The 24,513-nt window shown below is 75.5% G+C and carries 25 protein-coding genes; 19 read left to right on the top strand and 6 right to left on the bottom strand.

The window, feature by feature from the left end; genetic code table 11:
• Positions 1-10 precede the first annotated feature (10 nt).
• The 6 genes from O7633_RS05760 to O7633_RS05735 form a co-directional block, all read right to left on the bottom strand.
• A complete protein-coding gene (locus O7633_RS05760; protein WP_282326580.1) occupies positions 11-793 on the bottom strand; it encodes an IclR family transcriptional regulator in 783 nt (260 codons plus the stop codon).
• A 189-nt stretch (positions 794-982) separates the two neighbouring features.
• A complete protein-coding gene (locus tag O7633_RS05755; protein ID WP_348776335.1) occupies positions 983-1,723 on the bottom strand; it encodes a CoA-transferase in 741 nt (246 codons plus the stop codon).
• Positions 1,724-1,749: 26 nt separating this feature from the next.
• Entirely contained in the window at positions 1,750-2,568 is an 819-nt protein-coding gene (locus tag O7633_RS05750) for a CoA-transferase (RefSeq protein ID WP_282326578.1), read from the bottom strand.
• 205 nt (positions 2,569-2,773) lie between these two features.
• On the bottom strand, positions 2,774-3,607 hold the full coding sequence (locus tag O7633_RS05745; protein WP_282326577.1) for a hypothetical protein: 834 nt from the start codon (positions 3,605-3,607) through the stop codon (positions 2,774-2,776).
• Entirely contained in the window at positions 3,604-4,689 is a 1,086-nt protein-coding gene (locus O7633_RS05740; protein WP_282326575.1) for a DUF916 domain-containing protein, read from the bottom strand. Before O7633_RS05740 ends, O7633_RS05745 begins: the two co-directional genes overlap by 4 nt.
• Positions 4,690-4,755: 66 nt before the next feature.
• Complete coding sequence (locus O7633_RS05735) at positions 4,756-6,267, bottom strand: HtaA domain-containing protein (protein WP_282326572.1); 1,512 nt, start codon at positions 6,265-6,267, stop codon at positions 4,756-4,758.
• Positions 6,268-6,460: 193 nt separating this feature from the next.
• On the opposite strand from O7633_RS05735, the gene O7633_RS05730 reads away from it, so the two are divergent.
• The 19 genes from O7633_RS05730 (at position 6,461) to O7633_RS05640 (ending at position 24,488) form a co-directional block, all read left to right on the top strand.
• A complete protein-coding gene (locus tag O7633_RS05730; protein WP_282326570.1) occupies positions 6,461-7,294 on the top strand; it encodes a hypothetical protein in 834 nt (277 codons plus the stop codon).
• Positions 7,291-8,409, top strand: coding sequence for an ABC transporter substrate-binding protein (locus tag O7633_RS05725; protein ID WP_282326569.1), 1,119 nt, complete (start codon positions 7,291-7,293; stop codon positions 8,407-8,409). The genes O7633_RS05730 and O7633_RS05725 overlap by 4 nt, the downstream gene beginning before the upstream one ends.
• Positions 8,406-9,503, top strand: a complete 1,098-nt coding sequence (locus O7633_RS05720) for an iron ABC transporter permease (RefSeq protein WP_282326567.1) — start codon at positions 8,406-8,408, stop codon at positions 9,501-9,503. The genes O7633_RS05725 and O7633_RS05720 overlap by 4 nt, the downstream gene beginning before the upstream one ends.
• Positions 9,500-10,420: a heme ABC transporter ATP-binding protein gene (locus O7633_RS05715; RefSeq protein WP_282326565.1), complete on the top strand. Its 921-nt coding sequence runs from the start codon at positions 9,500-9,502 to the stop codon at positions 10,418-10,420. The genes O7633_RS05720 and O7633_RS05715 overlap by 4 nt, the downstream gene beginning before the upstream one ends.
• Entirely contained in the window at positions 10,421-11,101 is a 681-nt protein-coding gene (locus tag O7633_RS05710; RefSeq protein WP_282326564.1) for a biliverdin-producing heme oxygenase, read from the top strand.
• Positions 11,098-11,463: a DUF2470 domain-containing protein gene (locus O7633_RS05705; RefSeq protein ID WP_282326562.1), complete on the top strand. Its 366-nt coding sequence runs from the start codon at positions 11,098-11,100 to the stop codon at positions 11,461-11,463. Before O7633_RS05710 ends, O7633_RS05705 begins: the two co-directional genes overlap by 4 nt.
• Before the next feature lie 181 nt (positions 11,464-11,644).
• The gene (locus tag O7633_RS05700) at positions 11,645-13,654 is read left to right on the top strand and encodes an FAD-dependent oxidoreductase (protein ID WP_282326561.1); all 2,010 of its coding nucleotides are present in this window, start codon (positions 11,645-11,647) and stop codon (positions 13,652-13,654) included.
• Between the two features lie 94 nt (positions 13,655-13,748).
• Entirely contained in the window at positions 13,749-14,825 is a 1,077-nt protein-coding gene (locus O7633_RS05695; protein ID WP_282326553.1) for a class I SAM-dependent methyltransferase, read from the top strand.
• A complete protein-coding gene (locus O7633_RS05690) occupies positions 14,825-15,136 on the top strand; it encodes a hypothetical protein (protein ID WP_074473163.1) in 312 nt (103 codons plus the stop codon). The genes O7633_RS05695 and O7633_RS05690 overlap by 1 nt, the downstream gene beginning before the upstream one ends.
• Entirely contained in the window at positions 15,136-15,522 is a 387-nt protein-coding gene (locus O7633_RS05685) for a nuclear transport factor 2 family protein (RefSeq protein ID WP_282326550.1), read from the top strand. The genes O7633_RS05690 and O7633_RS05685 overlap by 1 nt, the downstream gene beginning before the upstream one ends.
• A 126-nt stretch (positions 15,523-15,648) precedes the next feature.
• A complete protein-coding gene (locus O7633_RS05680) occupies positions 15,649-16,761 on the top strand; it encodes an ABC transporter substrate-binding protein (protein WP_282326548.1) in 1,113 nt (370 codons plus the stop codon).
• Between the two features lie 26 nt (positions 16,762-16,787).
• A complete protein-coding gene (locus O7633_RS05675) occupies positions 16,788-17,612 on the top strand; it encodes an ABC transporter ATP-binding protein (protein ID WP_282326547.1) in 825 nt (274 codons plus the stop codon).
• 12 nt (positions 17,613-17,624) lie between these two features.
• Positions 17,625-18,473 carry an ABC transporter permease gene (locus O7633_RS05670; RefSeq protein ID WP_282326545.1) on the top strand — a complete coding sequence of 283 codons (849 nt, stop codon included), beginning with the start codon at positions 17,625-17,627 and terminating at the stop codon, positions 18,471-18,473.
• Positions 18,470-19,210: an SDR family NAD(P)-dependent oxidoreductase gene (locus O7633_RS05665; RefSeq protein WP_282326543.1), complete on the top strand. Its 741-nt coding sequence runs from the start codon at positions 18,470-18,472 to the stop codon at positions 19,208-19,210. Before O7633_RS05670 ends, O7633_RS05665 begins: the two co-directional genes overlap by 4 nt.
• A gap of 18 nt (positions 19,211-19,228) precedes the next feature.
• A complete protein-coding gene (locus O7633_RS05660; RefSeq protein WP_282326542.1) occupies positions 19,229-20,593 on the top strand; it encodes a M20/M25/M40 family metallo-hydrolase in 1,365 nt (454 codons plus the stop codon).
• Positions 20,590-21,414: an alpha/beta fold hydrolase gene (locus O7633_RS05655; RefSeq protein WP_282326540.1), complete on the top strand. Its 825-nt coding sequence runs from the start codon at positions 20,590-20,592 to the stop codon at positions 21,412-21,414. Before O7633_RS05660 ends, O7633_RS05655 begins: the two co-directional genes overlap by 4 nt.
• A gap of 51 nt (positions 21,415-21,465) precedes the next feature.
• A complete protein-coding gene (locus O7633_RS05650; protein WP_282326539.1) occupies positions 21,466-22,407 on the top strand; it encodes an EamA family transporter in 942 nt (313 codons plus the stop codon).
• 48 nt (positions 22,408-22,455) lie between these two features.
• Positions 22,456-23,268, top strand: coding sequence for an IclR family transcriptional regulator (locus O7633_RS05645; protein ID WP_278135923.1), 813 nt, complete (start codon positions 22,456-22,458; stop codon positions 23,266-23,268).
• Between the two features lie 5 nt (positions 23,269-23,273).
• On the top strand, positions 23,274-24,488 hold the full coding sequence (locus O7633_RS05640; protein ID WP_282326537.1) for a CoA transferase: 1,215 nt from the start codon (positions 23,274-23,276) through the stop codon (positions 24,486-24,488).
• The last annotated feature ends 25 nt before the right edge of the window (positions 24,489-24,513 follow it).

The following is a 24,513-nucleotide window of genomic DNA, read 5'->3' as shown; positions in this document are numbered from 1 at the left end:
CGGTGCCGGTTCACCGGCCCGGACCGGCCGCCAGGTCCTCCTCGACGCGCTTCGCGGTGGCCAGCAGGGGCGGCAGCAGCTCCGTGCGGATCGTCTCGAACGAGCCGCGGCTGGCGTGCGCGGAGACGTTGATCGCGGCGACCACCGACCCGTTGTCCGCGCGGATCGGCGCGGCCAGCGAGCGCAACCCCTCCTCCAGCTCCTGGTCGACGATCGCGTAGCCCTGCGCGGCGATCGTGGTCAGGGCGGCGCGCAGCCGGGCCGGGTCGGTGACGGTGTGCCGGGTCAACGGCCGCAGCCGCGCCGTGGCGAGGTAGTCGTCCAGCCAGTCGGCGGGCTGCGCGGCGAGCAGCACCCGGCCCATCGACGTCGCGTACGCGGGGAACCGGCTGCCGACGCTGATCCCCACCGTCATGATCCGCCTGGTGGCGACGCGGGCGACGTAGACCACCTCGTCGCCGTCGAGGACCGACACCGAGCACGACTCGCGCACCTGCGCGGCCAGCGCCTCCAGGTGCGGCCGGGCGACCTCCGGCAGGCTCAGGCCCGACAGGTAGGCGTAGCCGAGGTCGAGCACGCGTGGGCGCAGCGAGAACAGCCGGCCGTCGGTGTGCACGTAGCCCAGCTCGACCAGGGTGAGCAGGAAGCGCCGGGCGGCGGCCCGGGTCAGCCCGGTGGCCCGCGCCACCTCGCTGAGGGTGAGCCGGGGATGCTCGGCGTCGAACGCGCGGATCACGGCCAGGCCGCGCTCCAGCGACTGGACGAACTCCCCGGATCGCGCCGCGTCGGTCACTCGGTCTCCTGCCGCAGGTCTCCCGGGGCGGCCTGAGCGCCCGGTCACCGTCGGTGGCCAGCGTAGCCTCGCCGCCCGCCACGGCAGGCACCGGTGCCCCCGCGCCTCGCGCGGCCGCGCCGCCGGCCGGGCCGCCGCCGTGGCGGCCGACGGGGGTGCGGACGGCGGCGCGCACGTGCACGTCACGGGTCAGGTCGTCGCCCTCGACGTGGCCCGCAGGGCCCGCAGCGCGGCGAGCTCGGCGGGGGTGGGTGGCTCGTTGGTGGTCAGCCCGTCGGCGACGGCGAGCGGCCAGCCGGTCGCCGCCCGGGCCTGCGCGACGGTGACGCCGGGGTGCAGCCGGGTGAGGGTCAGCTCGCGGGTGGCCGGGTCGGGTTCGAGGACGCCGAGGTCGGTGATCACCATGCGGGGGCCGCCGCCGCGCAGCCCGAGCCGGGCCCGGTCGTCCGGCCCCGCGCCGTAGCCGACGGAGGTGACGAAGTCGACGCGGTCGGTGAACGTGCGCCTGCTCTGCCGGACGATGACGACCACCTCGCCGCAGGACGCGGCGATCTCCGGTGCGCCGCCGGCACCGGGCAGACGGACCGCCGGGTCGGCGTAGGAGCCGCCGATGACCGTCGTGTTGAGGTTGCCGTGACGGTCGAGCTGGGCCGCGCCGAGGAACCCGACGTCGATGCGGCCGGGCTGGAGCCAGTAGTTGAACACCTCCGGCACGGAGACGACCGCGTCGGCGGTGTCGGCGAGGACGCCGTCGCCGATGGACAGCGGCAGCCGGTCGGGCTTCGCGCCGAGGCAGCCCGACTCGTAGACCAGCACGAGGCCGGGGGCGTGGGTGACGCGGGCCAGGTTCGCGGCGGTGCTGGGCAGGCCGATGCCGACGAAGCAGACGGTGCCGTCGCGTAGCTGCCGGGCGGCGGCGACCGTCATCATCTCGTCGGCCGACCAGCCCGCCGCGCTCACGCCGGCACCTCCGTCGCCAGCACGTGCCGGGCGATCCAGGCCCGGAAGGCGTCGCGGTCCCGGCTGATCGCGTCCCAGTCGCGGTAGAACTCGTTGTCGCGGACCGAGTAACCCTGGGCGTACGACGGGTGCGCGCCCCCGGGCACCCGGGCCACCGCCGTGACCGCCCAGCCGGGCAGGACGACCTGCCCTGGCACCGGCGTCAGCTCGTCGACGAGCTCCTCGACGGTGACCAGGGACCGGCGCGCGGCCAGCACGGCCTCCTTCTGCACGCCGGTGATGCCCCACAGCTGCACGTTGCCGGCCCGGTCGGCGCGCTGGGCGTGCACCACGGTCACGTCGGGGCGCAGCGCGGGCAGCGCGGTGAGCGTCTCGCCGGTGAACGGGCAGTCGACGGTGCGGACGGTGGCGGTGTGCCGGGGCAGGTCGGTGCCGGTGTAGCCGCGCAGGACGGCGAACGGCAGGCCGGAGGCGCCCGCGACGTAGCGGTTGGCCATCCCCGCGTGGCTGTGCTCCTCCAGCTCCAGGGGCGCGGGCCAGGAGTGCTGCACGGCGTCGCGGAAGCGGTGCAGCGAGCCCACGCCGGGGTTGCCGCCCCAGGAGAAGACGAGGCGGCTGGCGCAGCCGGCCCCGATGAGCTGGTCGTAGATGACGTCCGGGGTCATCCGCACCAGGGTCAGGCCGCGCCGCCCCTGCCGGATGATCTCGTGACCGGCGGCGAACGGGATGAGGTGGGTGAACCCCTCCAGGGCCACCACGTCCCCGTCGTGCACCAGCTCCGCGATCCCGTCGGCCAGCGAGACGATCTTCGCCATCGGCCTCCCGCCTTCTGTGCCGTCGTGGCGTCCGCGCCGGCGTTCGGAATGCGGACGGGTGTGCCCATCTCGAACGTAGTGCGCGGCGGCGTCGGCCGTCAACGGGGCCGCGGCGCCGCGCCGGGCGGGCGGCCGTGCACCTCCCGACCGCGTAGGCAGGCGGCGAGCGGCGCGGTCGGCACGATCTCCGAGCTGCGGAAACGGGTCACCGGGCCGGCGCCCGACGGCCCCGTCGGGCGAGTAGCAGCGCCGCCGTGAGGACCGCCGCGGCCACCGGCAGGCCCCAGGGCCGCCGGGCGGCCTCCACCGTGAACGCGACCGGGCCGCCGGGCACCTCGATCCGACCGTCGATCTCGTACCGGCCGTACGGGGCCGCGCCCGTGGGTACCGTGACCCGGTAGTCGCGGGTCGCCCCGGCGGTGACGGTGCCGACCGCCGGGGCGGCCACGATGGTCCGGGCCCGCCCGGGGGGCCCGACCAGCAGCGTGAACGGCGGGTCGGTCACGTCCTCGGTGCCGGGGTTGCGCAGGGTGAACCCCAGCGCCAGCTCGCCCGGCAGGCCGAACCAGCCGCGTGGCCCGGACCGGTCGTCGGCGCGCAACGACTCCAGGGTTAGCGTGGCCGGGACGCCCGGCGCGGCGGGCGGCGCGTCCACCCCGGTCAGCGGCAGGTCGGCGGTGGCGGCGGCCGTGCCGGTCGGCGTCCGGACGCGCAGCACGCAGGGGCAGGCCACCGGTGGGGCGGCCAGCCGCAGCGGCAGCCGGGCGTGGCCGGACGGCGGCACCTGGGCGTGCGTGGCGTCGCCCGTCGCGCAGTCCAGCGCCCCGCGCCGGGCGGCGTTGCCGCACACCTCGGCCTGCGCCGTGCCGGCGGGCCAGCCGTCGAGGTCGACCAGCACCCGCTGCCCGACCCGCAGCGGCCCGGCGGGCACGGCGACGCCGGGCCCGCCCTCGGTCGCCCCGGCCGCGGTGGGTGCCAGCGCCAGGGCCAGGGCCACGGCTGCGGCCAGCGGGACGCCGGCGCGGGTCCGGGCGGTCATGCCGTCGCCGGCCCGGCGTCCACCGTGGCCTGTCTGCCGTCCACGGTGGGCCGCACATCGTCCGCCGTGGCCCGCCCACCGTCGCCGGGGGCGCGGCGACGCCGCCACCACCGCAGCCCGCCCCAGCCGCCGGCCACCGCGAGCAGCGCCAGCGGCACCCACGGCGGGGCCCACACCCCGGCGGAGCGCAGCACCGGCGGCAGCGCGGTGTCCGTGGTGGCCGCCGCGAGGTCGACCTCGGCGGTCAGCCGCAGCAGCGGGGGCACGCCGGTGATCCGCTCGGTGACGGTGACGGTGCCCCCGGGCAGCAGCTCCGGCAGGTCGGTGGGGGAGGTGCGGGCCTGTTCCCAGCCGAACGGCCCGGCGACGCGAACCGTGCCGCTGCCGGTGACCCGGACGTTGCCGGTGTTGCGCACCCGGTAGCGGACCACGAGGTCGCCGCCGGCGAACGGGTCGACCGGGTTGGCGTAGGAGACGTCGACCGACTCGACGGTGACGGCGGGGCGCACCGGGCCGTCGACCCGCAGGTGGACCCGGGCGGCGAGGCGCTGGTCGACCAGGACCCGCTGCCCGTCGGCGGTGGTCCGGGCGCGGGCGACCGCGCCGATCACCCCGCCGGCGTGGTCGCCCGGGGTGGCGTCGGCCGGCACGGCGAGGCGGAACGGGATGTCGACCCGTTTGCCGGGCGGGACCGTCCAGGCCCGTCGCTCGAACCGGATCCACGAGCCCACGTCGGTGGCGGGCTGGTCGGCCGGCAGCAGCGCGAACGCGCCGTCGGCGGTCGTGTACGCGTCGGTGCCGTACACGTCGAAGGTGAGCGGGCGGTCGCCGAGGTTGGTGATGCCGACGTGGTCGGTCAGGGTGCTGCCCGGGGCCAGGTCGTAGATGAAGTAGTTGCGCCCGGTGGGTCCCTTGGCGCTCGACGGCTGCACGGCCCACCGGGCCGCGCCGGTCGGGTCGGCGGCGTCGACGCTCGGCGACGGGGCGGGCGCGGCGTCGGCCGGCGCGGGCAGGGCCGTCGCCGCGAGCAGCGCGGCGGCGAGCGCGACGCTCGCCCGGGACAGGGCGGTGGGCAGGGGCATGCCGGGCTCCGCAGGTGGTCGGGCCGGTGGGACGGGCGCGGAGCCCGCCCCACCGTGGTGCCGTGATCAGGAGAGGGTGAGCGTCAGGACCGCGGTGTAGTCGCCCGCCGGGGCGGACGCCGGGATCCCGAGGTTGAGCTGGGCGCCGCAGCCGAAGGTGCCGTTGCTCGCGCCGCTGGCCGAGGTGCACAGCGCGCGCGCCGTGCCCAGGCCGGCACCGGGCGCGGCGGCCGCGCCCGGGGTGACCACGCCGGGCGTGCCGGCGAGGCCGTCGGTGACGACGGACGCGTTCGGCACCCAGCCGAGGTTGTCCGCGTCGATGCTGCCGCCGCCGGCCGAGGCGAAGTCGGAGACCTGCCCGACCAGGCTCCAGCCGGCGTTGGTGCCGCGCAGGTCGGCCACCGTGGCGGTGTTCAGCGCCCCGCTGGTGACCTGCCCGTTGCTGACCGCCGGCAGCGCGACCGTGGAGCCGGCCACGCCGAGGGTCAGCGCGCCGCCGGTGACGGTGGCGGTGATCTGCTGGTCGGCGTCGCCTCCGCCGCCGACCGGGGCGCTGCGGAACGTCACCGGGGTGAAGGTGTCCTGGCTCCGGTCGGCCGAGCCACGGGCGGCGAAGGTGATCACGTAGCACTGCACCTGTGTGCAGTCGACCTGCGCGCCGGTGCGGTCGGTGTAGACCGCGCTGATCGGCAGGGTGGTGCGGAACGTGCCGTCGGCGTTGAGCCGGTCGCGGGCCTCCGTCGGCTCGTTCGTCTTGTTCACCCACTTGGTGACCTGGAGGACGCCGGCGTTCGTCCAGTGCTCGTCGACCTTCGGACCGAAGGAGACGTAGATGCCGGCCGCCCCGTTGGCCTCCGGGTCGAAGCCGCTGCCCTCGACCGTGATCGTCGCCCCGGCGGGGTCGACGCCGGTGGACGGGGCGACGGCGACCGACGGGCCGGCCGGCTCGCCGCCGCCACCTGTGGAGAAGGTGAACGACAGCGGGTCGAGCGCGGCGCCGGCGGCGTAGAAGCCGTTGAACGCACTGGCGCCCTCGGCGGTCAACGTCGCCGCCAGGCCGGTCGCGGTCACCGTGCCGCCGCTGCCGCCGGGGTTGCCGTCGGTGACGGCGATGGTGGCGATGGTGGCCTGGCGGACCGAGACCGGCTCGGCGGCGGTGGTGGCCAGGTCGACGTCCGCCTTCAGGGCGGCGGTGCCGCCGGAGACGGCGACCGTCGGGTTGGCCAGGGTGATGGTGAACATGTGCGCCGGGTACGAGAAGACGACCGTCCCGCCGTACCTGGCGTCGATGGCGCCGGTGCCGGCGTCGTACGTGCCGCCCGTCGCCGGGAAGGTGAAGGTGCCGTCGGCGTTGATGCTGGCCCCGTTGCTCGCCGCGATCGGCGGGTTGCCGTTGCCGGTGTTGACGTAGCTGCGGAACGACGCCTTGAAGCCCCAGGTGAGGCTGCCGGTGCTGATGTCGGCCCCGGCCGCCGAGGCGGGGGTGACGCCGACGAGGGCGGCCGAGGCGCCGAGGAGGGCGACCGCGGCCCACCGCAGCGAACGCCACCGGCCGGCACCGGTTCTGGATCGGACCATGCTGTTCCTTTCTCACGCCCAATACGGACAGTGGTTGAGGTTAGGCAAACCTAACTACCGCGGCACAGGGGCGACGGGTTGAAGATCTTGACCCGAAGAACCCCTTGTGAACTGCAGATCCATCGCTTAGGTTAGGCAAACCTTAGTCACGGTCGGTGTGTCAACCGACCTGATCCGTCATGTGGGGAGCCTGATGCGAGCACTGCGTCGCGCCGTCCTGACCGCAGCACTGATCACCCTCGGTGTCGCCGCCGGCGCGGCACCGGCCCACGCCGGCACCGGGCGAGGGAGCGGCGGCCAGGCGCTCACCGTCACGCCCAGCGGCGGCGTCGCCCGCTCGGGCGCGAGCGTCACCGTCTCCGGCACCGGCTACGACGTCACCAAGGGCATCTACGTCGCCTACTGCGTGGACAACGGGGCCGGCGTCGCGCCCAGCCCGTGCGGTGGCGGGGCCGACACCACCGGGAGCACCGGCGCCTCGCACTGGATCTCGTCCAACCCACCGTCCTACGGGGAGGGACTGGCGAAGCCCTACGGCACGGGCGGGTCGTTCCGGGTCACGCTCACCGTCGGCACCCGCATCGGCGACGTGGACTGCACCGTCCGCCGGTGCGTGGTGGCCACCCGCGCCGACCACACCCGCCCCGCCGACCGGTCCCAGGACGTCCGGGTGCCGATCACCTTCGCCGCGGCGGCCACCCCGGCCCGCACCAGCGCCGCCCCGGCCACGACCGGAGCCGCCGGCCCGGGCGGCGCCGGACCCGCCGCGCGCACCACCACCAACACCGCGCCGCCCGCCGCCTCGGCCGCTGCCCCGGTCACCGCCGCGCCCGCCGCCAACGCGGCACCGGCCCCCACCGGCACGGGCGGTGCCGTCGCCGCGGGCACCGACCCCGCCGCACAGGTCACCCGGGTCAGCGCCGCCTCCGGCATCGGCGGCTGGTGGCTCGCCGCGCTGGCCCTGCCCCTGCTCGGGCTGACGCTGCTCGCCGGCCTGCGCCGACGCCGGCGGAGGGCCGCCCCGTGACCCACGGCCCCGTGACCGACCGGGCGTCGACCCGCCGCCCCGTGACCGACCGGGCATCGACCCGGCGCGCCCTGACCCGGCGGGCCGGGCCGCCCGGCCCGGGCCGCGCGCTGCTGGCCGTCCTGCTGCTGCTCGCCGGCGCCCTGGCCGGCTGCGCCGGCGCGCCGGCCGCCGGCGGGACGACCCCGTCGGCCACCTCCTGCGGCCCGGTCACCGCCGCCCTGCCCGACACCGACGTCACCCCGCTCGACCCCGCTCCTGAACCGGCCCTGCCGGTCACCGTCGCCTCCGCCGACGGCGTCGCCACCACGGTCACCGACGCGACGCGGATCCTGCCGGTCAACCTCTACGGCTCGATCGCCGAGATCGTGTTCAGCCTCGGGCTCGGCGGCAACGTCGTCGGCCGGGACACCTCGACCACCTTCCCGGCCGCCGCGCGCCTGCCCGTGGTCACCCCCGCCGGGCACGACCTGTCCGCCGAGGCGGTGCTCGCCCTCGCCCCCACCGTGGTCCTCGCCGACGACAGCATCGGTCCACCCGAGACGCTGCGCCAGCTGCGGGCCGCCGGCATCCCCGTCGTCCTCGTCGCCGCCGAGCAGACCCTCGACGCCGTGCCCGCGCACGTGCGGGCGATCGCCGCCGCGCTCGGTGTCGGCGAGGCCGGCGAGCGGCTCGTCGCCCGGGTCCAGGGGGAGATCGCCGCCGCCCGCGACGGCGTGCCCGACGCTGCGTCGCCCCGCGTCGCCTTCCTCTACCTGCGCGGCACCGCCGGGGTCTACCTCATCGGCGGCCGGGGCGCCGGCTCCGACGCGATGATCGAGGCGGCCGGCGGGGTGGACGCCGGCACCGCGATCGGCCTGGCGAAGTTCCGGCCACTGACCAGCGAGGGCCTGATCAACGCCGCCCCCGACGTGATCCTGGTGATGAGCGGCGGGCTGGCGTCCGTCGGCGGCGTCGACGGCCTGCTCAGGCTCCCCGGGGTGGCGCAGACCCCCGCCGGGGCCGCCCGCCGGATCGTCGACATGGACGACGGCGTCCTGCTCACCTTCGGTACCCGCTCCGGCCGGGTCGTGCGGGCGCTGGCCGACGCGCTGCACTGCCGGGGCCGGTCGTGACCGCCACCGACACCCCACCGGCCGCCGTGGAGGCCGCCCCCGGCGGCGCCCGCGGACGCCGGCCCCGGCGCGGGGCGCTGCTGCTCGCCGGGCTCACCGCCGGCCTGCTGCTGGCCGCCCTGTTCGCCGCCGGCCGGGGGCAGGTGGCGATCGCCCCGGCGGAGGTGCTCGGCTCGGTGCTGCACCGGCTCGGCCTGGACGTCGGCCCCCGCCCGGCCGCCCCGCACGGCGAGAGCGCGTTGTGGCTGGTCCGCTTTCCCCGGGTGGCGCTCGCCGCCGTGGTCGGCGCGGCGCTCGGCTGCTCCGGGGCGGTGATGCAGGGCGTCTTCGGCAACCCGCTGGCCGAGCCCGGCGTCATCGGCGTGTCCGCGGGCGCGGCCCTCGGCGCGGCCCTGGCGATCGTCACCGGCGTCACCGTCCTCGGCGGTTGGACGGTGCCGGCCGCCGCGTTCGCCGGCGGGCTCGTCACCACCTGGCTGGTCTACGCGCTCGCCCGCTCCGGCGGCCGGACCGAGGTGGTCACCCTCGTGCTCACCGGCGTCGCCGTCAACGCCGTCGCCGGCGCCGCGATCGGGCTGCTGATGTTCGTCGCCGACGAGTCCGGCGTGCAGGCCATCGCGTTCTGGAACCTCGGCAGCCTCGCCCAGGCGAGCTGGTCGGCCGTCGGGCTTGCCGCCCCCTGCCTCGCGGTCGGCCTGGTGGCCGCCCTCGCCGACGCCCGCCGGCTCGACCTGCTCGCCCTCGGCGAGCCGGCGGCCCGGCACCTCGGCGTCGACGTGGAGCGGCTGCGCGTCCGGATGATCGTGGTCACCGCCCTGCTCGGCGCGGCGGCGGTCGCCTTCACCGGCATCATCAGCTTCATCGGCCTGGTCGTGCCGCACCTGGTCCGGATGGTCGCCGGCCCCGGGCACCGGCTGCTGCTGCCGGCCAGCGCGCTCGGCGGCGCGATCGTGGTCATCGCCGCCGACCTCGCCGCCCGGACCCTCGTCGACTACCAGGAACTGCCGCTGGGCGTGCTCTCCGCGGTCGTCGGTGGGCCTGCGTTCTTCTGGCTGCTGCGGCGCACGCGGGACCGCGCGGGGGGCTGGGCGTGACCGGCCGGGGCACGCCGACCCCCTCCGGCGGCGGAGCCGTCCCGCGCGGGCGGGCCCGGTTGCGCCTGCTCGGCCGGCGGGCGGCAGCGCAGCCGCCGGCCCCGGCGACGCCGGGCAGCGTCCGGATCCGGGCCGCCGGGCTGCGGGTCGAACGCGCCGGCCGGCCGGTGCTCGACGGCGTCGACCTCGCCGTCCGCGCCGGTGAGGTGCACGCCCTGGTCGGCCCCAACGGCGCGGGCAAGTCGACCCTGCTGGCCGCCGTCAGCGGCGACCTGCCGGCCACGACCGGGAGCGTGGAGGTCGACGGCCGTCCCCCGGCCGGGTGGTCGGCCGTGGAACTCGCGATGCGCCGGGCGGTGCTGACCCAGCGGCACACGCTGAGCTTCCCGTTCGCCGTGGTCGACGTCGTCCGGATGGGGCGCGCGCCCTGGGTCGGGCGGCCCGAGCAGGCGTACGACGACGCGGTCGTCGCCGAGAGCATGCGGCGCTGCGACGTGATCCGGTTCGCCGCCCGGCCGTTCCCCACCCTCTCCGGCGGCGAGCAGGCCCGCGCGGCGCTGGCCCGGGCGCTGGCACAGCGGGCCGGGGTGCTGCTGCTCGACGAGCCGACCGCCGCCCTCGACCTGCGCCACCAGGAGCTGGTCATGCGGATCGCCCGCGACCGCGCCGAGGCCGGGGACGCCGTCGTGGTGGTGCTGCACGACCTCGCCCTGGCCGGGGCGTACGCCGACCGGATGACCCTGCTCGCCGACGGGCGGGTCCGGGCCACCGGCGCGCCGGCCACCGTCCTGACCGCACCGCTGCTCAGCGAGGTCTACCGGCACGACGTCGAGGTCGTGCCGCACCCGCGTACCCGCCTGCCGCTGGTCGTGCCCCGCCGTCGGGGCCCGGCCCACCGCACCCCTCCGGAGGAATAGATGAGCACAGTCCCGTTCTCGGCCCGGCTGCGGGCCGCCAGCCAGGGCGCCCACGCCGCCGCCGAGGGCCAGCACTACGTCACGGCGCTGGTCGCCGGGCACGTGGACCTCGCCGGCTACGTCGACCTCGTGGTGCAGCACCACGCCCTCTACCAGGCGTTGGAGTCGGCCGCCGAGGCGATGCGCGACGACCCGCTCGCCGGGGGATTCGTCGACGACGCGTTGACCCGGCTGCCCGCGCTGGAGGCGGACCTGACCCACCTGGTCGGGCCGGACTGGGCGCGGCGGAGCGCACCCCACGCGGCGACGCTGGCCTACGCCGACCGGATCCGCGCCGTCGCCACCACCTCCCCGGAGCGCTTCGTCGCCCACCACTACACCCGCTACCTCGGCGACCTCTCCGGCGGCCGGCACATCGGCCGGGCCGTCGCCCGGCGGTACGGGCTGAGCGCGCAGGCGGGGGCCGCCTTCTACGCGTTCGACCGGATCACCCGGCCGAAGGCGTACAAGGACGCCTACCGGGCACGGCTGGACGCCCTGCCGCTCGACCCGGCGGCCGAGGCCGCCCTGCTGGAGGAGGTGCTGCTGGCGTACCGGCACAACACGGCGGTCTTCGCCGCGCTGGCCCGGCACGTGCCCGACGCCGTCGCCGACGCCGGGGCGACGGAGGCCGTGGCGTGAGCGGCCGGTCGCACCGACCCGCGCCCGACGGCACCGGGCAGCCGCCCGACGCGGACGCCGGGCAGCCGTTCGACGCCGACACCGTGCGCGCGGTCTGCGGGCACATGAACGCCGACCACGCCGACGACTCGCTGCTGATCTGCCGCGCCCTCGGCGGCTGCCCGGACGCCACCCGGGCGCGGGCGACGGGGCTGGACGCCGACGGCATGGACTTCGCCGTCGCCGTCGACGGCATCGAGGTGCCGGTGCGGATCCCGTTCGCCCGGCGGATCAGCGAGCGGGCCGAGATCCGCTGGGAGGTGGTCCGGATGTACGAGCAGGCGTGCGACGCGCTCGGCGTGCCGCCGCGCCGCGCCGGCTGAGCCGCCCCGTTCGGCTGAGAGAAACAGCAGGTCAAGGCCCGGTCTCAAGTGATGTTACTGATCGGTAAGTCATTGACGGAAGGTGAACGGCGGTCCTAGCGTTCCTCTTGTTCGAACGGCGTACGGTTCACCCGAACGGTCTGCGGTCGGGGGTCGGTAGGTCCAGACAGGAGGCCCGCGCATGGCGGACGAGAAGCTGCGGAAGCTCCTCTCGCCGGTCCGCCTCGCGTCGCTGACCCTGCGCAACCGGGTCTTCGTCCCGGGCCACACCACCAACTTCGGCCTGCACAACGAGCCGACGGCCCGGCTCGCCGCCTACCACGCCGAGCGGGCCCGCGGCGGCGCCGGGCTGATCATCACCGAGGCGATCCGGGTGCACCCCACCAGCGCCGGACGCAGCATCAGCCTCGGCAGCTTCACCGACGCGAGCGTCCCGGCGTACCAGCGGGTCACCGACGCCGTGCACGAGCACGGCGCACGGATCTTCGCCCAGATCATGCACGCCGGCCGGCAGGCCAACGGCGACGCCACCCGCACCGCCGCCTGGTCGTCCTCGCCGGTGGCCTGGGCCGCCGGGGCGCACGTGCCGCACGCGATGGGCCGCCGCGACCTCGCCACCGTCGTCGACGCGTTCGCCGCCGCCGCCCGCCGGATGCGGCGGGCCGGCTTCGACGGGCTGGAGGTCCACGCCGGACACGGGCACCTGCTCCAGCAGTTCCTCTCCCCGCACACCAACCGCCGCGCCGACGACTACGGCGGCAGCCTGGCCAACCGGATGCGGCTGACCCACGAGGTGCTCGCCGCCGTGCACGCCGCCGTCGCCGACCTGCCGGTCGGGCTGCGGATCAGCGCCGACGAGTTCCTCCCCGGCGGACTCGACCCCGACGCGATGGTGGAGATCGTCGCCCGGCTGCGCGCGGAGCACCCGCTGGCCTACGTCCACGTCAGCCACTCCGCCTACCACGGCAGCTGGTCGCTGGCCACCCAGATGGCCGACATGAGCTTCGGGCACGCGCCCTTCCGCCACCACGCCGCCCGGTTCTCCCGGGAGTTCCCCGACCTGCCGGTGCTGGCCGTCTGCCGGCTCGACAGCCTGCCCGAGGCGGCCGAGCTGATCGCGGCGGGGGAGGCCGACCTGGTCGGCCTGGCCCGCCCGCACATCGCCGACCCGCACCTGGTCCGCAAGGCCGCCGCGGGCCGGCAGCACGAGACGCGCTCCTGCCTGGCCTGCAACCAGGGCTGCATTGCCCGCGTCGAGGCCAGCCTGCCGATCACCTGCGTGGTCAACCCCGAGGTCGGCGTCGAGCGGGAGTGGGCCTCGGCCTGGCGGCGGCCCACCGCGCCCCGCCGGGTCCTGGTGGTCGGCGGCGGACCGGCCGGCCTGGCCGCCGCCACCGCCGCCCGCCGCGCCGGTCACCGGGTCACCCTCGCCGAGGCCGCCGACGACCTCGGCGGCCAGGTCCGCGTCGCGGCCCGGGTGCCCGGCCGGGAGCGGCTCGGCCTGCTCACCCGCGACCTCGCCGCCGAGGCCCGCGCCACCGGCGTCGAGCTCCTCCTCGGCCACCGGGTCACCGCCGCCGGGGCACGCGACGGCGGCTACGACGACGTGGTGGTGGCCACCGGCTCCCGCCCCGCCCGCCGCGCCCTGCCCGGCGGGCCGCCCGTGCTCGACCTGTGGCAGGCGGTCGACCTGCTCGCCGCGCCCGACGCTGGCGCGTACGTCGTCCTCGACGACGACGGCACCTGGGCCGCGTCCTCCGTCGCCGAGGCGCTGGCCCGGCGGGGCGCCCGGGTGCACCTGGTCTCCCCGACGGCGAGCCTCGCCGCCCGGATCACCACCTACTCCCGACTGGCGCTGCTGCGGCGCTTCACCGAACTCGGTGTCGTCGTCCATCCACTGCGGACCGTCCGCGTGGTGGACGGCGGCACGGTCGCCCTGACCGGCCCCCTGGCCGGCGTCGACGTGCCCGTCGACGACGTCACCGCCGTCGTCGACGCCGGCCCGCCGGCCGCCGACGACACCCTGTTCCGCCACCTGGACGCGGCACCCGACGGACCCCGGATCCACCTCGTCGGTGACGCCAACGCACCCCGCACCACGCTGGAAGCGGTCTACGAGGGCCGGTACGCCGGCGCGTTCCTCGGCCGCCACGACAGCCCCGACGCCGCCGCGGTGGCCCTCGCCTACTGACCACGTCGGTGGCGGACCCCCGCCGGCACCGACCCGAGCATCCCCTCACCGAGCCGCCCGCCTCACCGGGCCGGCGCGACGCAAGGAGATCCCCATGCTGGACATCGAGGATCGACTCACCCTCGACGAACGCTCCGCCGTGGACTTCGTCCTCGGCCTGCGCAAGCGCTGGGCGGACACCGTCTACCCCGCCCTGACCCGGGAGTACGCCGCCACCGGCGAACCGGCGGCCACCATCGCCGACGCCGGCGCGACCCTGCGCGACCTGCCGCTCTACCCGTGGTTCAGCCACCTGGAGCGAGTGCAGCAGAAGATGCTGTGGAAGACCGCCGGGGAGGCCGTCCTGGGCCGCCGCGACGAGCTGGCCGCCCAGCTCGCCGAGGTGCCGGCGCAGCCGCTCGGCGCGCTCACCCTCGACCCCGACCTGGACCTGCCCGCCTGGTACACCGACTACGACATCCACATCCAGCCGGGCGGCTTCTTCTCCGACGACATGTCCGCCTACGTCTACGAGTTCGGCGCGCGCATCGTCATGCTGCGCGACAACGACGGCTACAAGTTCCACCGGCTGTTCACCGAGACCGCGCTGCCGGACCTGCCGGCGGCCACCCGGGTCGTCGACATCGGCTGCGGGTTCGGCAAGAGCACCCGCCCGCTGGTCGGCCGCTACCCGTCGGCGCAGGTCGTCGGCGTCGACCTGGCCGCGCCCGGGCTGCGCCTGGCGCACGCCGAGGCCGAGGCGCAGGGGCTGGCCATCGACTACCGGCAGGCCGACGGGCGGGCCACCGGCCTCGACGACGCCTCCTGCGACGTGGTCACCGGCACGATGGTGCTGCACGAGATGCCCGCCGAGGCGATCCGGGAGACGATCGTCGAGGCGGCCCGCCTGCTCAAGCCCGGCGGCGCGCTGCGCTTCCTGGAGTTCCAGCTCACCGGCGACCCGCTGCGCGACGCCACCGTCTACGAGCACGCCGAGCGCAACAACGAGCCGTTCTTCCACGCGCTGTTCGGCTCCGACCTGCTCGCCGTCTGCGCCGAGGCGGGCCTGGTCGACGCGAGCTGGACCCCGTTCGACGAGCGCCGCGACGGCGTACGCCCCGAGGGCTGGGGCGACCGGGTCGAGTGGCACTTCCCCTGGGCCGTGCTGGCCGCGACGAAGCCGGAGGCGTGATGAGCACCGAGTTCGACTACTTCGGCGACCCCCGCCTCGGCAAGCTGCTCGACCTGGTGCTGCAACTCTCCACCGAGCTGCACGTCGACCGGCAGCGGCTGCGGGCGCTGGAACAGCTGCTCGTCCGCCGCGCCGTGCTCGGTCCCGGCGACCTCGACGGCTTCACCGCCGACGCCGACGGGCAGGCCGTGCTCGACCGGGAGCGCGACCTGCTGCTGACCCGGCTGATGCGCATCCTCACCGAGCAGGGCCCGGCCGAGCACCCGCTGCGCGACCAGTGGGAAGCGGCGCTGAGCGGCAAGAGCGGCTGATGGACGCCGCCCGGCTGGTCGACCACTACCTGCAACTCTGCGAGGACCGCGACCTCGACCGGGCCGGCCGGCTGCTCGCCCCGGGGGCGCTGATCGTCTTCCCCGGCGGGCGTCGCTTCGCCTCCCTGCCCGAGCTGGCGTCGGCGGCGACCGGCACCTACCGGTGGGTGCGCAAGCACCGCGACCGGTACCTGGTCGGCGTCGCCGCCGACGACGGCGTCTCGGTGACCTCCCTCGGCCGGCTGTACGGGCAGTGGCCCGACGGCGAGCCGTTCGACGGGATCCGCTACGCCGACGTGTTCGTCCTGCGCGACGGGCTGATCGTCGAACAGCACGTCTACAACGACCTCGCCACCGCCGTGGCGCGGCGGGACCCGTCCCGCTGAACCTCCCCGGGCCGCCCGGCCCACCCGGCCGTGCCACGGCCGGCCCCACCGAACCGTCCCACCCGCCGCGTGGATCCCGCGCGGTCGATCTTCCCTACCCGAAAACCCTGAGGACGAGGTGTCGATATGAAGCAGAAGTGGGGTGTGCTGCCGGCGGTGTTGGTCGCCGCGCTGGCCCTGGCCGGATGTGGGGGCTCCGGCGACGACGCGGCCGCCAAGGACGGGGAACCGGCGAAGCTGACCTTCGCCATCGCCTCCGCGGTCATCGGTCCCAAGGAGGAGGTGGCCGTCTACGCGGTCGCCAAGGAGCTCGGCTACTTCGCCGAGGAGAAGCTCACCGTCGAGACGATCAACACCGACGGCTCCGTCGCCGCCCTCCAGGCGGTCGCCTCCGGCAGCGCCGACCTGACCGCCGCCGACAGCGGTTCCATCCTCGGCGCGGTCGAGAAGAACGTGCCGGTCAAGGCCATCGGCGGCCTGGTGCAGAACTGGCCGTGGGTGATGGCGGTGAAGCCGGACAGCACGCTCACCGGCGGCGCCGACCTCAAGGGCAAGAAGATCGGCGTGATCAGCCTGGCCTCCGGCTCCGCGCCGTACGCCCGGGCCTTCGTCGCCGCCGCCGGCCTCGACCCTGCCAAGGACGTGGAGCTGCTGCCGGTCGGCGTCGGCGCGCCGGCCGCCGCCGCGCTCAACGACGGCAAGGTCGACATGCTGGCCCTCTACACCCAGGCGTACGCGGTGATCGAGAACTCCGGGATCAGCCTGAAGTATCTCGACAACCCCGACGCCTTCGACGGCATCCGGTCGCTGAGCTTCGCCGTCGGCGCCCGCAAGCTCGACGACAACAAGGACGTCTACACCCGGTTCATGCGGGCGGCGTACAAGGCGATGCTGTTCTCCGCGAAGAACCCGGAGGCCGCCATGCGGATCGGCTACCAGGTGTTCCCGCAGATCCTCGCCGGCAAGCAGGCCGCCGACCAGCTGCCGGCCGACACCCGCAGCCTCACCGCCTGGCTCAAGACGGCCACCCCGGCCTCGGGCACGCCCGACCAGTTCGGCGACTGGGGCGCGATCAGCGACCAGGAGTGGACCAAGACCCAGGCGTACACCAAGGAGGCCGGCCAGATCACCGGGGACGTGCAGCTCGGCGACGTGTGGGAGCCGGGCCTGCTCGCCGGGGCCAACGACTTCGACAAGGCCGCGGTGCTCGACAAGGCCGCCAACTACCCCGCCAAGTAGCGGCAGCGGACGCGGAAGGGAATTCGATGGCCATCAAGGCGATGGGTCGCCGGACGCAGCAGCCGGCAACGGTGTCGGAGGACTCCTGGATCGAGGTCGCCGGCCTGGACAAGCAGTACCGGCCGCGCCGGTCGGCGCCGACCCAGGCCCTGCGCGACATCAACCTGACCGTACGCCGGGGCGAGTTCATCTCGGTCGTTGGCCCGTCGGGTTGCGGCAAGACCACCCTGCTCAAGATCCTCGCCGGGTTGAGCCCGAAGACGGCCGGCACGGTGCGGATCGCCGGCACCGAGGTGGTCCGCCCCCTCCGCGAGGTCGGGATGGTGTTCCAGGCCCCCACGCTGCTGCCCTGGCGCACCATCTTCGACAACGTCATGGTGCCGGCGGAGATCCAGAAGCTGGATCCCGCCCGGCACCGGGCCCGCGCCCAGGAGCTGCTGGACATGGTGGGCCTGACCGGCTTCGAGCGGAAGTACCCGCACGAGCTCAGCGGCGGCATGCAGCAGCGCGCCGGCATCTGCCGGGCGCTGGTGCACGACCCCGCCGTGCTGCTCATGGACGAGCCGTTCGGCGCGCTCGACGCGATGACCCGCGAGTACATGAACGTCGAGCTGCTGCGCATCTGGCGGGAGAGCGGGCAGACCGCGGTGCTGGTCACCCACTCCATCCCGGAGGCGGTCTTCCTCTCCGACCGGGTGGTGGTGCTCAGCCCCCGCCCCGGCCGGATCGCCGAGATCCTCACCATCGACCTGGACCGGCCCCGCGACCTGGGCGTCATGTCCTCGGACCGGGCGGGCGTCTACGTCGACCGCATCCGCCGCCACTTCAACGCCGCCGGCGTCATCGACTGAGGAGGTGCCGCCATGGCAGACACCGAGGTAGTGGAGACCACCGCCGCGGCCCCCGGGCCGACGGCCACCCGGCGACGCCGGGTCGACCTGCGCGAACGTCCCCAGCTCTGGCTCGTCCCCACCGTCTTCGTCGTGGTCGTGCTCGCCTGGGAGTACGGCACCCGGCTGCTGGACGTCGACGAGTACGTGCTGCCCCGCCCGTCCCAGATCGTCGAGGCGCTGCACCGGCAGCTCACCGACGAGCAGTTCTGGGGCCACTTCTGGGTCACCACCCAGGAGGCGCTGCTCGGCTTCGCCATCGGCGTCGGCGCGGCCGTGCTGCTGGGCACCTTCATCTCCCAGATCAAGGTGGTCGAGGCGACCCTGATGCCGTACATCGTGGCGTTCCAGACCGTGCCCAAGGTCGCCCTCGCGCCGCTGTTCGTGCTCTGGTTCGGCTTCGGGCTCACCAGCAAGGTGGTCATGGCCGCCGTCATCTCGTTCTTCCCCATGCTGGTCAACGTCATCGAGGGGCTGCGGGCCGCCGACGCCGACCGGATCCAGATGCTCACCGTCTTCGGCGCCAGCCGGGCGCAGATCTTCCGGATGGTGCGGCTGCCCAGCGCGCTGCCGTTCATCTTCGCCGGCCTGGACATCGGCATCGTCTTCGCCATCCTCGGCGCGGTCGTCGGCGAGTTCATCGGCGCGAAGGAGGGCCTGGGCTACCTGCTGCTGCAGACCAACTACAACTTCGACATCGCCGGCATGTTCGCCGTGCTGGTGGTGCTGTCGGTGATGGGCCTGCTCGCGCACTTCCTCATCCGGCTGTTGCAGCGCCGGCTCGCCTTCTGGGCCGAGGACACCAAGGTGATCGGCGCATGAGCGGCACCGGCGACGCCTTCCGCCTCGACGGCCGGGTCGCCCTGGTCACCGGCGCGGCCCGGGGCATCGGCGCGCGGATCGCCGCCACCCTCGCCGCCCGCGGCGCGGTCGTCGCCCACGCCGACCTGGCCGACGTCGACGACCCCGGCGGGCCGCACAGCCGCCACCGGGTCGACATCCGCCAGGCGCGCTCCTGCGCGGGCCTGGTCGCCGGGGTCCTCGACCGGCACGGCCGGCTCGACCTGCTGGTCAACAACGCCGGCGTGGTCCGCCGGGGACCGGCGGCCACGATGACCGAGGAGGACTTCACCACGGTCCTGGACGTCAACCTCACCGGCACGTTCCGGATGTGCCAGGCGGCGTACCCGGCGCTGCGCGCCGCCCGGGGCGCCGTGGTGAACCTCGGCTCGACCAACGGGCAGATCGCCGTGCTGAACACCGTCGGCTACTGCGTCAGCAAGGCCGGCGTGCTGCACCTGACCCGGGTGCTGGCCCTGGAGTGGGCGCGCGACGCCATCCGGGTCAACGCGGTCGGCCCGACCATCGTCCCCACCGACATGACCACCGACGTGCGCGGCGACGCCGCGTACCTCGCCGAGAAGCTGGCCACCATCCCGCTCGGTCGGATGGCGCACCCCGACGACGTCGCCAACGCCGTCGCCTACCTGCTCAGCGACGCCGCCGCGATGGTCACCGGCCAGACCGTCTTCGTCGACGGCGGCGTCACCATCCACTGAGCCCCGCGGAGGAAACCCATGCCCCACCCGGACACCGCCGCCGCGCTCGCCGCGGTGGACACCCACTTCGACGAGTTCGTCGCCGAGCTCCAGCAGCTCTGCCGCATCCGCAGCCGCCGGCAGGAGCCCGACCAGATGGCGGCCACCGCCCGGTTCATCGCCGACTCCGTGCACCGCTGGGGCGGCCAGGCCGAGATCATCGAGTGGGAGCAGTCCCACCCGTACGTGCTGGCCGAGATCCCCGGCGCGGGGCGGCGCAGGCTGCTGCACTTCACCCACTACGACGTCGAGGTCGAACCGGCCGGCGACGACGCCGACTGGATCAGCCCGCCGTACGCGGCCGAGATCCACGACGGCCGCCTCTACGCCCGGGGCGTCGCCGACGACAAGGGCGCGTTGATGTCGCGCCTCCACGCGGTCGCCGCCTGGCGGCTGGCGGGCCTGACCCCGCCGGTCACCAGCCGGTTCATCTTCGAGGGCAAGCAGTGGCTGCACAGCCCCGGCCTCGGCTCGTTCTGCGCGGCGTACGCCGACCGGCTCGACAGCGACGCGGCGCTGTGGGAGAACTCGTGGCGCGACGGGCAGGACCGGCCGCTGCTCAAGCTCGCCGAGAAGGGCGTGCTCTACCTGCGGCTCACCGTCCGCACCCTGCCCCGCGACCTGACCAGCCAGAACACCGCGCTGCTGCCCGCCGCGACGGCCCGGCTCGCCGCCGCCCTGGCGCAGTTGCAGCGCCCCGACGGCACGGTCACCGTGCCCGGCTTCGCCGACGACGTGCGCCCGCTCACCGACGCCGAACGCGACCTGCTCGCCGAGGTGGAGTTCGACGGCGACTTCCTGCGTGAGCGGGCCGGCGTGCGCGGCTTCACCGGCGGGCTGGACGACCGGCAGGCCGCCGTGGCGATCCGCACCGTGCCGACGCTGACCGTCGCCGGCATCGCCGGCGGCGACATGCGCGACGACGTCACCCTCGGCATCCCCGCCACCGCCGCCGCGAAGGTCGAGATCCGGCTGGTGCCCGGCCAGGACCCGCAGCGGGTGCTCGCCGCCGTCCGCGACCATCTCGCCGCCACCGGCTTCGGCGACGTCGACATCGAGGTGATGGCGACCAGCCGGCCGAACATGACCGACCACCGCGACCCGTTCGTGGCCCTGGTCGCCGACGCCGCCCGCCGGGCCTACGGCACCGAGCCCGTGATCGAGCCGTACACCCAGTGGATCGGCAACCAGGGTGCCCTCGCCGCCCGGCCCATCGTCGGCGTCGGCGTGTCCCGCGCCGACTCCGGGGTGGACGGGCCCAACGAGAACATCCGCCTCGACGACTACCGCGACGGCATCAGGCACGTCATCGAGGTCATGGCCGCCCTGGCGGTGACCGGGTGACCCGGGTGCGGGGCCGCGCCGCGCGCGGCTACGTCGACCTGCCCTGGGGCCAGGTCCACTACCGGCACGCCGGGACGCCGGGACACCCGGCCCTGCTCGTCGTGCACCAGTCGCCGCTGTCGTCGGCGACCTACGACCTGGCGCTGGCCCCGCTGGCCCGGCGCGGGCTGCGCGTCGTCGCCGTGGACACCCCCGGCTTCGGGATGTCCGACGCGCCGCCGCAGCCGTGGACCATCCCGCAGTACGCCGCCGCGCTCTGGCAGACCGCCGACGCCCTCGGCCTGGACCGGGTGCACCTGCTCGGCCAGCACACCGGCGCGGTGATCGCCGCGGAGGCCGCCCTGCGGGACCCGCACCGGGTCCACCGGCTCATCCTCCAGGGCCTGCCGCTCTACGACGACGCCGAACGCGCCCGCAAGAAGGCGACCTACGCCCCCGGCTACACGCCGGACCGCGACGGGTCGCACCTGCGGGTGATCTGGGACCGGGTCTGGGGGCTCTACCCCCGGCTCAGCCCCGACGAGGCGGACCGGCAGGTCGCCGAGTACCTGATGACCGGGCCGGACTACGCCACCGCGTACCGGGCCGTCTTCGACCACCGGCTGGACACGGCCGCCCTGGCCGCCGTGCCGACCGTGCTGCTGCACGGCGCCGACGACCTGGTCGACCGGATGACGCCCGTGGTCCGGGCCGCCCTGCCGCACGCCCCGCTGGTCACCATCCCCGGCGGCACCGACTTCGTCTCCGACGAGCAGCCCGAGGCGTTCGCCGACGCCGTCGCCGCCCAGTGCGACCTCGACGCCCCGGCGGTGACCCCGTGACCCGGTCCCATGTCCGGCGCTGAGCCCACCGCCGCGGTGGCGGTCCCGGCGGTGGCAGCCCCGGCACCGGTGGAACCGGCCGCGCTCGCCGCCGGGCTCGGCGCGGTCTACCTGCTGTGGGGCTCCACCTACCTGGGCAACCGGGTGGCCCTGGAGAGCCTGCCGCCGATGGTCTCCACCGCCGGCCGGTTCCTCGCCGCCGGGGCCCTGGTGCTCGCCGTGGTGGCGGCGCGCAGCGGCCCGGCCCGGGTGCGCCTGCCCCGCGACCGGTGGCCCGGCGTGCTGGCCGGCGGCCTGCTCATGGTCGGGGCGGGCAGCGCGCTGCTCGCCGTCGGCCAGCAGTACGTGTCGTCCGGCCTGGCCTCGCTGCTCGTCGCCGCGATGCCGCTGTGGGTGCTGACGATCCGCGTCGGCGGCGGCCAGCGCCCCCGGCCGGCGGCCGTCGTCGGGGTCCTCGGTGGACTCGCCGGGCTGGCCCTGCTGGTGCTCGCCGGGGACCAGCGCCTGCACCTGGCCGGCATCGCCACGATCGTGGCGTCCACGATGGTCTGGGCGGCGGGCTCGACGCTGACCCAGCGGCTGCCCGCCCCGGCCGACCACCTGGTCGGCACCGGCTGGCAGATGCTCGCCGGCGGCGCGGCCGTGGCGGTGGCCGCGTGGCCGGCCGGGGAGTGGCACCGGCTGCGCCCGGCCGAGGTCACCGGCCGATCCTGGGTCGCCTGGACCTACCTGATGCTGGTCTGCACCGTCGTCGGGTTCAGCGTCTACACCTGGCTGCTGCGCCGCGCGCCCCTGCAACTCGTGGCCACGTACGCCTACGTGAACCCGGTGATCGCGGTGCTGCTGGGCATGGTGGTGCTCGACGAGCGGCTCACCGGCCGGCAGGTGCTCGCCGGCGTCGTCGTGCTCGCCTCGGTGGCGCTCGTCGTCGCCGTGGAACGGCAGCGGCAGTTGCGAGGATTGCCGCCGGGCACCCCCGCAACACCCCCGTGACCGGCGGCCCTGCCCTTCCGCCCGCGTCCGCCCACAGTGAGGACAGACATGACCACCACCCCCCTCGTCGCACCCGATGACCGGCGGGTCCGCTCCGGCCTCGGCCGGGCCCTCGACGTCATCAACATCATCGCCGCCCGGGCGCCGGAGACCCTCGGGGTGTCCACCATCGCCCGCGAGCTGGGGCTGCCGAAGGCGGTCGCGTACCGGATCCTGAAGGAACTGGCCGCCGACGAGTTCCTCGACTTCGACGAGGACACCAAGCGCTACCGGCTCGGCGCCGGGGCGCTCGCGGTGGGCCTGGCCGCCCTGCGCGCGCTGGACGTCCCGGAGATCGCCCGCCGTTACCTGGTCCGGCTGGTCCGCCGTACCGGCGAGACCGCCACCCTGTCGGTGCGGCAGGGCTCGATCCGGGTCTACATCGACCAGGTGCTCTCGCCGCACGAGGTCCGCATGTCGGTGTCCCTGGGCACCAGCCACCCGCTGCACTCCGGCTCGTCGTCCAAGGCGATCCTCGCGGCGCTGCCCGCCGTGGAGCTCGACGAGTACCTGGCCCAGCCGCTGGAGCGGGTCACCCCCTCGACCATCACCGACCCGGCCGTGCTGCGCGCCGAGCTCGCCCACATCCGCCGGCAGGGCTACGCGGTGAGCATCGGGGAGCGGCAGAACGGCGCGGGCAGCGTCGCCGCCGCCATCCGGTACGGCACCGGCCAGGTCTTCGGCTCCATCTCCCTGTGCGGGCCGCAGGACCGGTTCACCCGGCAGGTCTGCGCCGACCACGGGGCGCTGGTGGCCGCCGCGGCCGCCGACATCTCCGCCGAGCTGGGCTACCACCCGCCGGCCGACCGGGCAGAGGGGTGATCGCCGTGACCACACCGACCACGCCCGCCGACGGCCCGCTCGCCGGGCTGCGCGTGCTGGACGCCTCCACGATCCTCGCCGGGCCGCTGTGCTGCCAGATCCTCGGCGACTTCGGCGCCGACGTCGTGAAGATCGAGCACCCGACCGCCGGGGACAGCATGCGCGGGCACGGCAAGGCCAGGGACGGCCATCCCCTGTGGTGGAAGGAGATCTCCCGCAACAAGCGCACCGTCGGGCTGAGCCTGTCCGCCCCGGAGGGCGCGGCGCTGCTGCTGCGCCTGGCCGCCCGCGCCGACGTGCTGGTGGAGAACTTCCGCCCCGGCACGCTGGAGCGCTGGGGGATCGGCCCGGCGCAGTTGCACGCGGTCAACCCCGGCCTGGTCATCGCCCGGATCACCGGCTTCGGCCAGACCGGCCCGTACGCCTCCCGCGCCGGCTTCGGCACCCTCGCCGAGGCGATGAGCGGCTTCGCCCACCTCACCGGCGCGGCCGACGGCCCGCCCACCCTGCCCGCGTTCGGCCTGGCCGACAGCATCTGCGGCATCGCCGCCTCCTCGGCGGTGCTGATGGCGCTGCGTCACCGCGACCGCACCGGCGAGGGGCAGGTCGTCGACCTGAGCCTGCTGGAGCCGATCATGGCGGCGGTCGGCCCCGGCCCGACCGTCTACGACCAGCTCGGCGTCGTCGAGCAGCGCAACGGCAACCGGTCGGTCAACAACGCGCCCCGCAACACCTACCGCACCAGCGACGGGGCGTGGGTCGCCGTCTCCACCAGCGCCCAGGCCATCGCCGAACGGGTGCTGCGCCTGGTCGGCCACCCCGAGGTCATCGACGAGCCCTGGTTCCGCACCGGCGCCGGCCGCGCCGGGCACGCCGACGAGCTCGACGCGTACGTCGGCGGGTGGATCGCCGAGCGCACCCGCGACGAGGTCAGCCGCGCGTTCGCCGAGGCCGGTGCGGCCGTCGCCCCCGTCTACAGCGCCCGCGACATCGTCGAGGACCCGCACGTGCGGGCCACCGAGATGCTCACCACCGTCGACGACGCCGACCTCGGGCCGGTGCGGATGCACAACGTGATGTGGCGGATGTCCGCGACCCCCGGACGGATCCGCTTCACCGGGCGCGCCCTCGGGGCCGACACCGAATCCCTGCTGATCGACGAGCTCGGCTGCGACCCGGCCGAGATCGCCGATCTCCGAGCCCGCCACATCGTCGCCTGACGGCGTGGCCGAACCGCTGAAACGT

The organism is Micromonospora sp. WMMD712, from assembly GCF_029581295.1.
GTDB lineage: Bacteria > Actinomycetota > Actinomycetes > Mycobacteriales > Micromonosporaceae > Micromonospora > Micromonospora carbonacea.
This window is presented reverse-complemented; position numbering and strand designations above follow the sequence as displayed.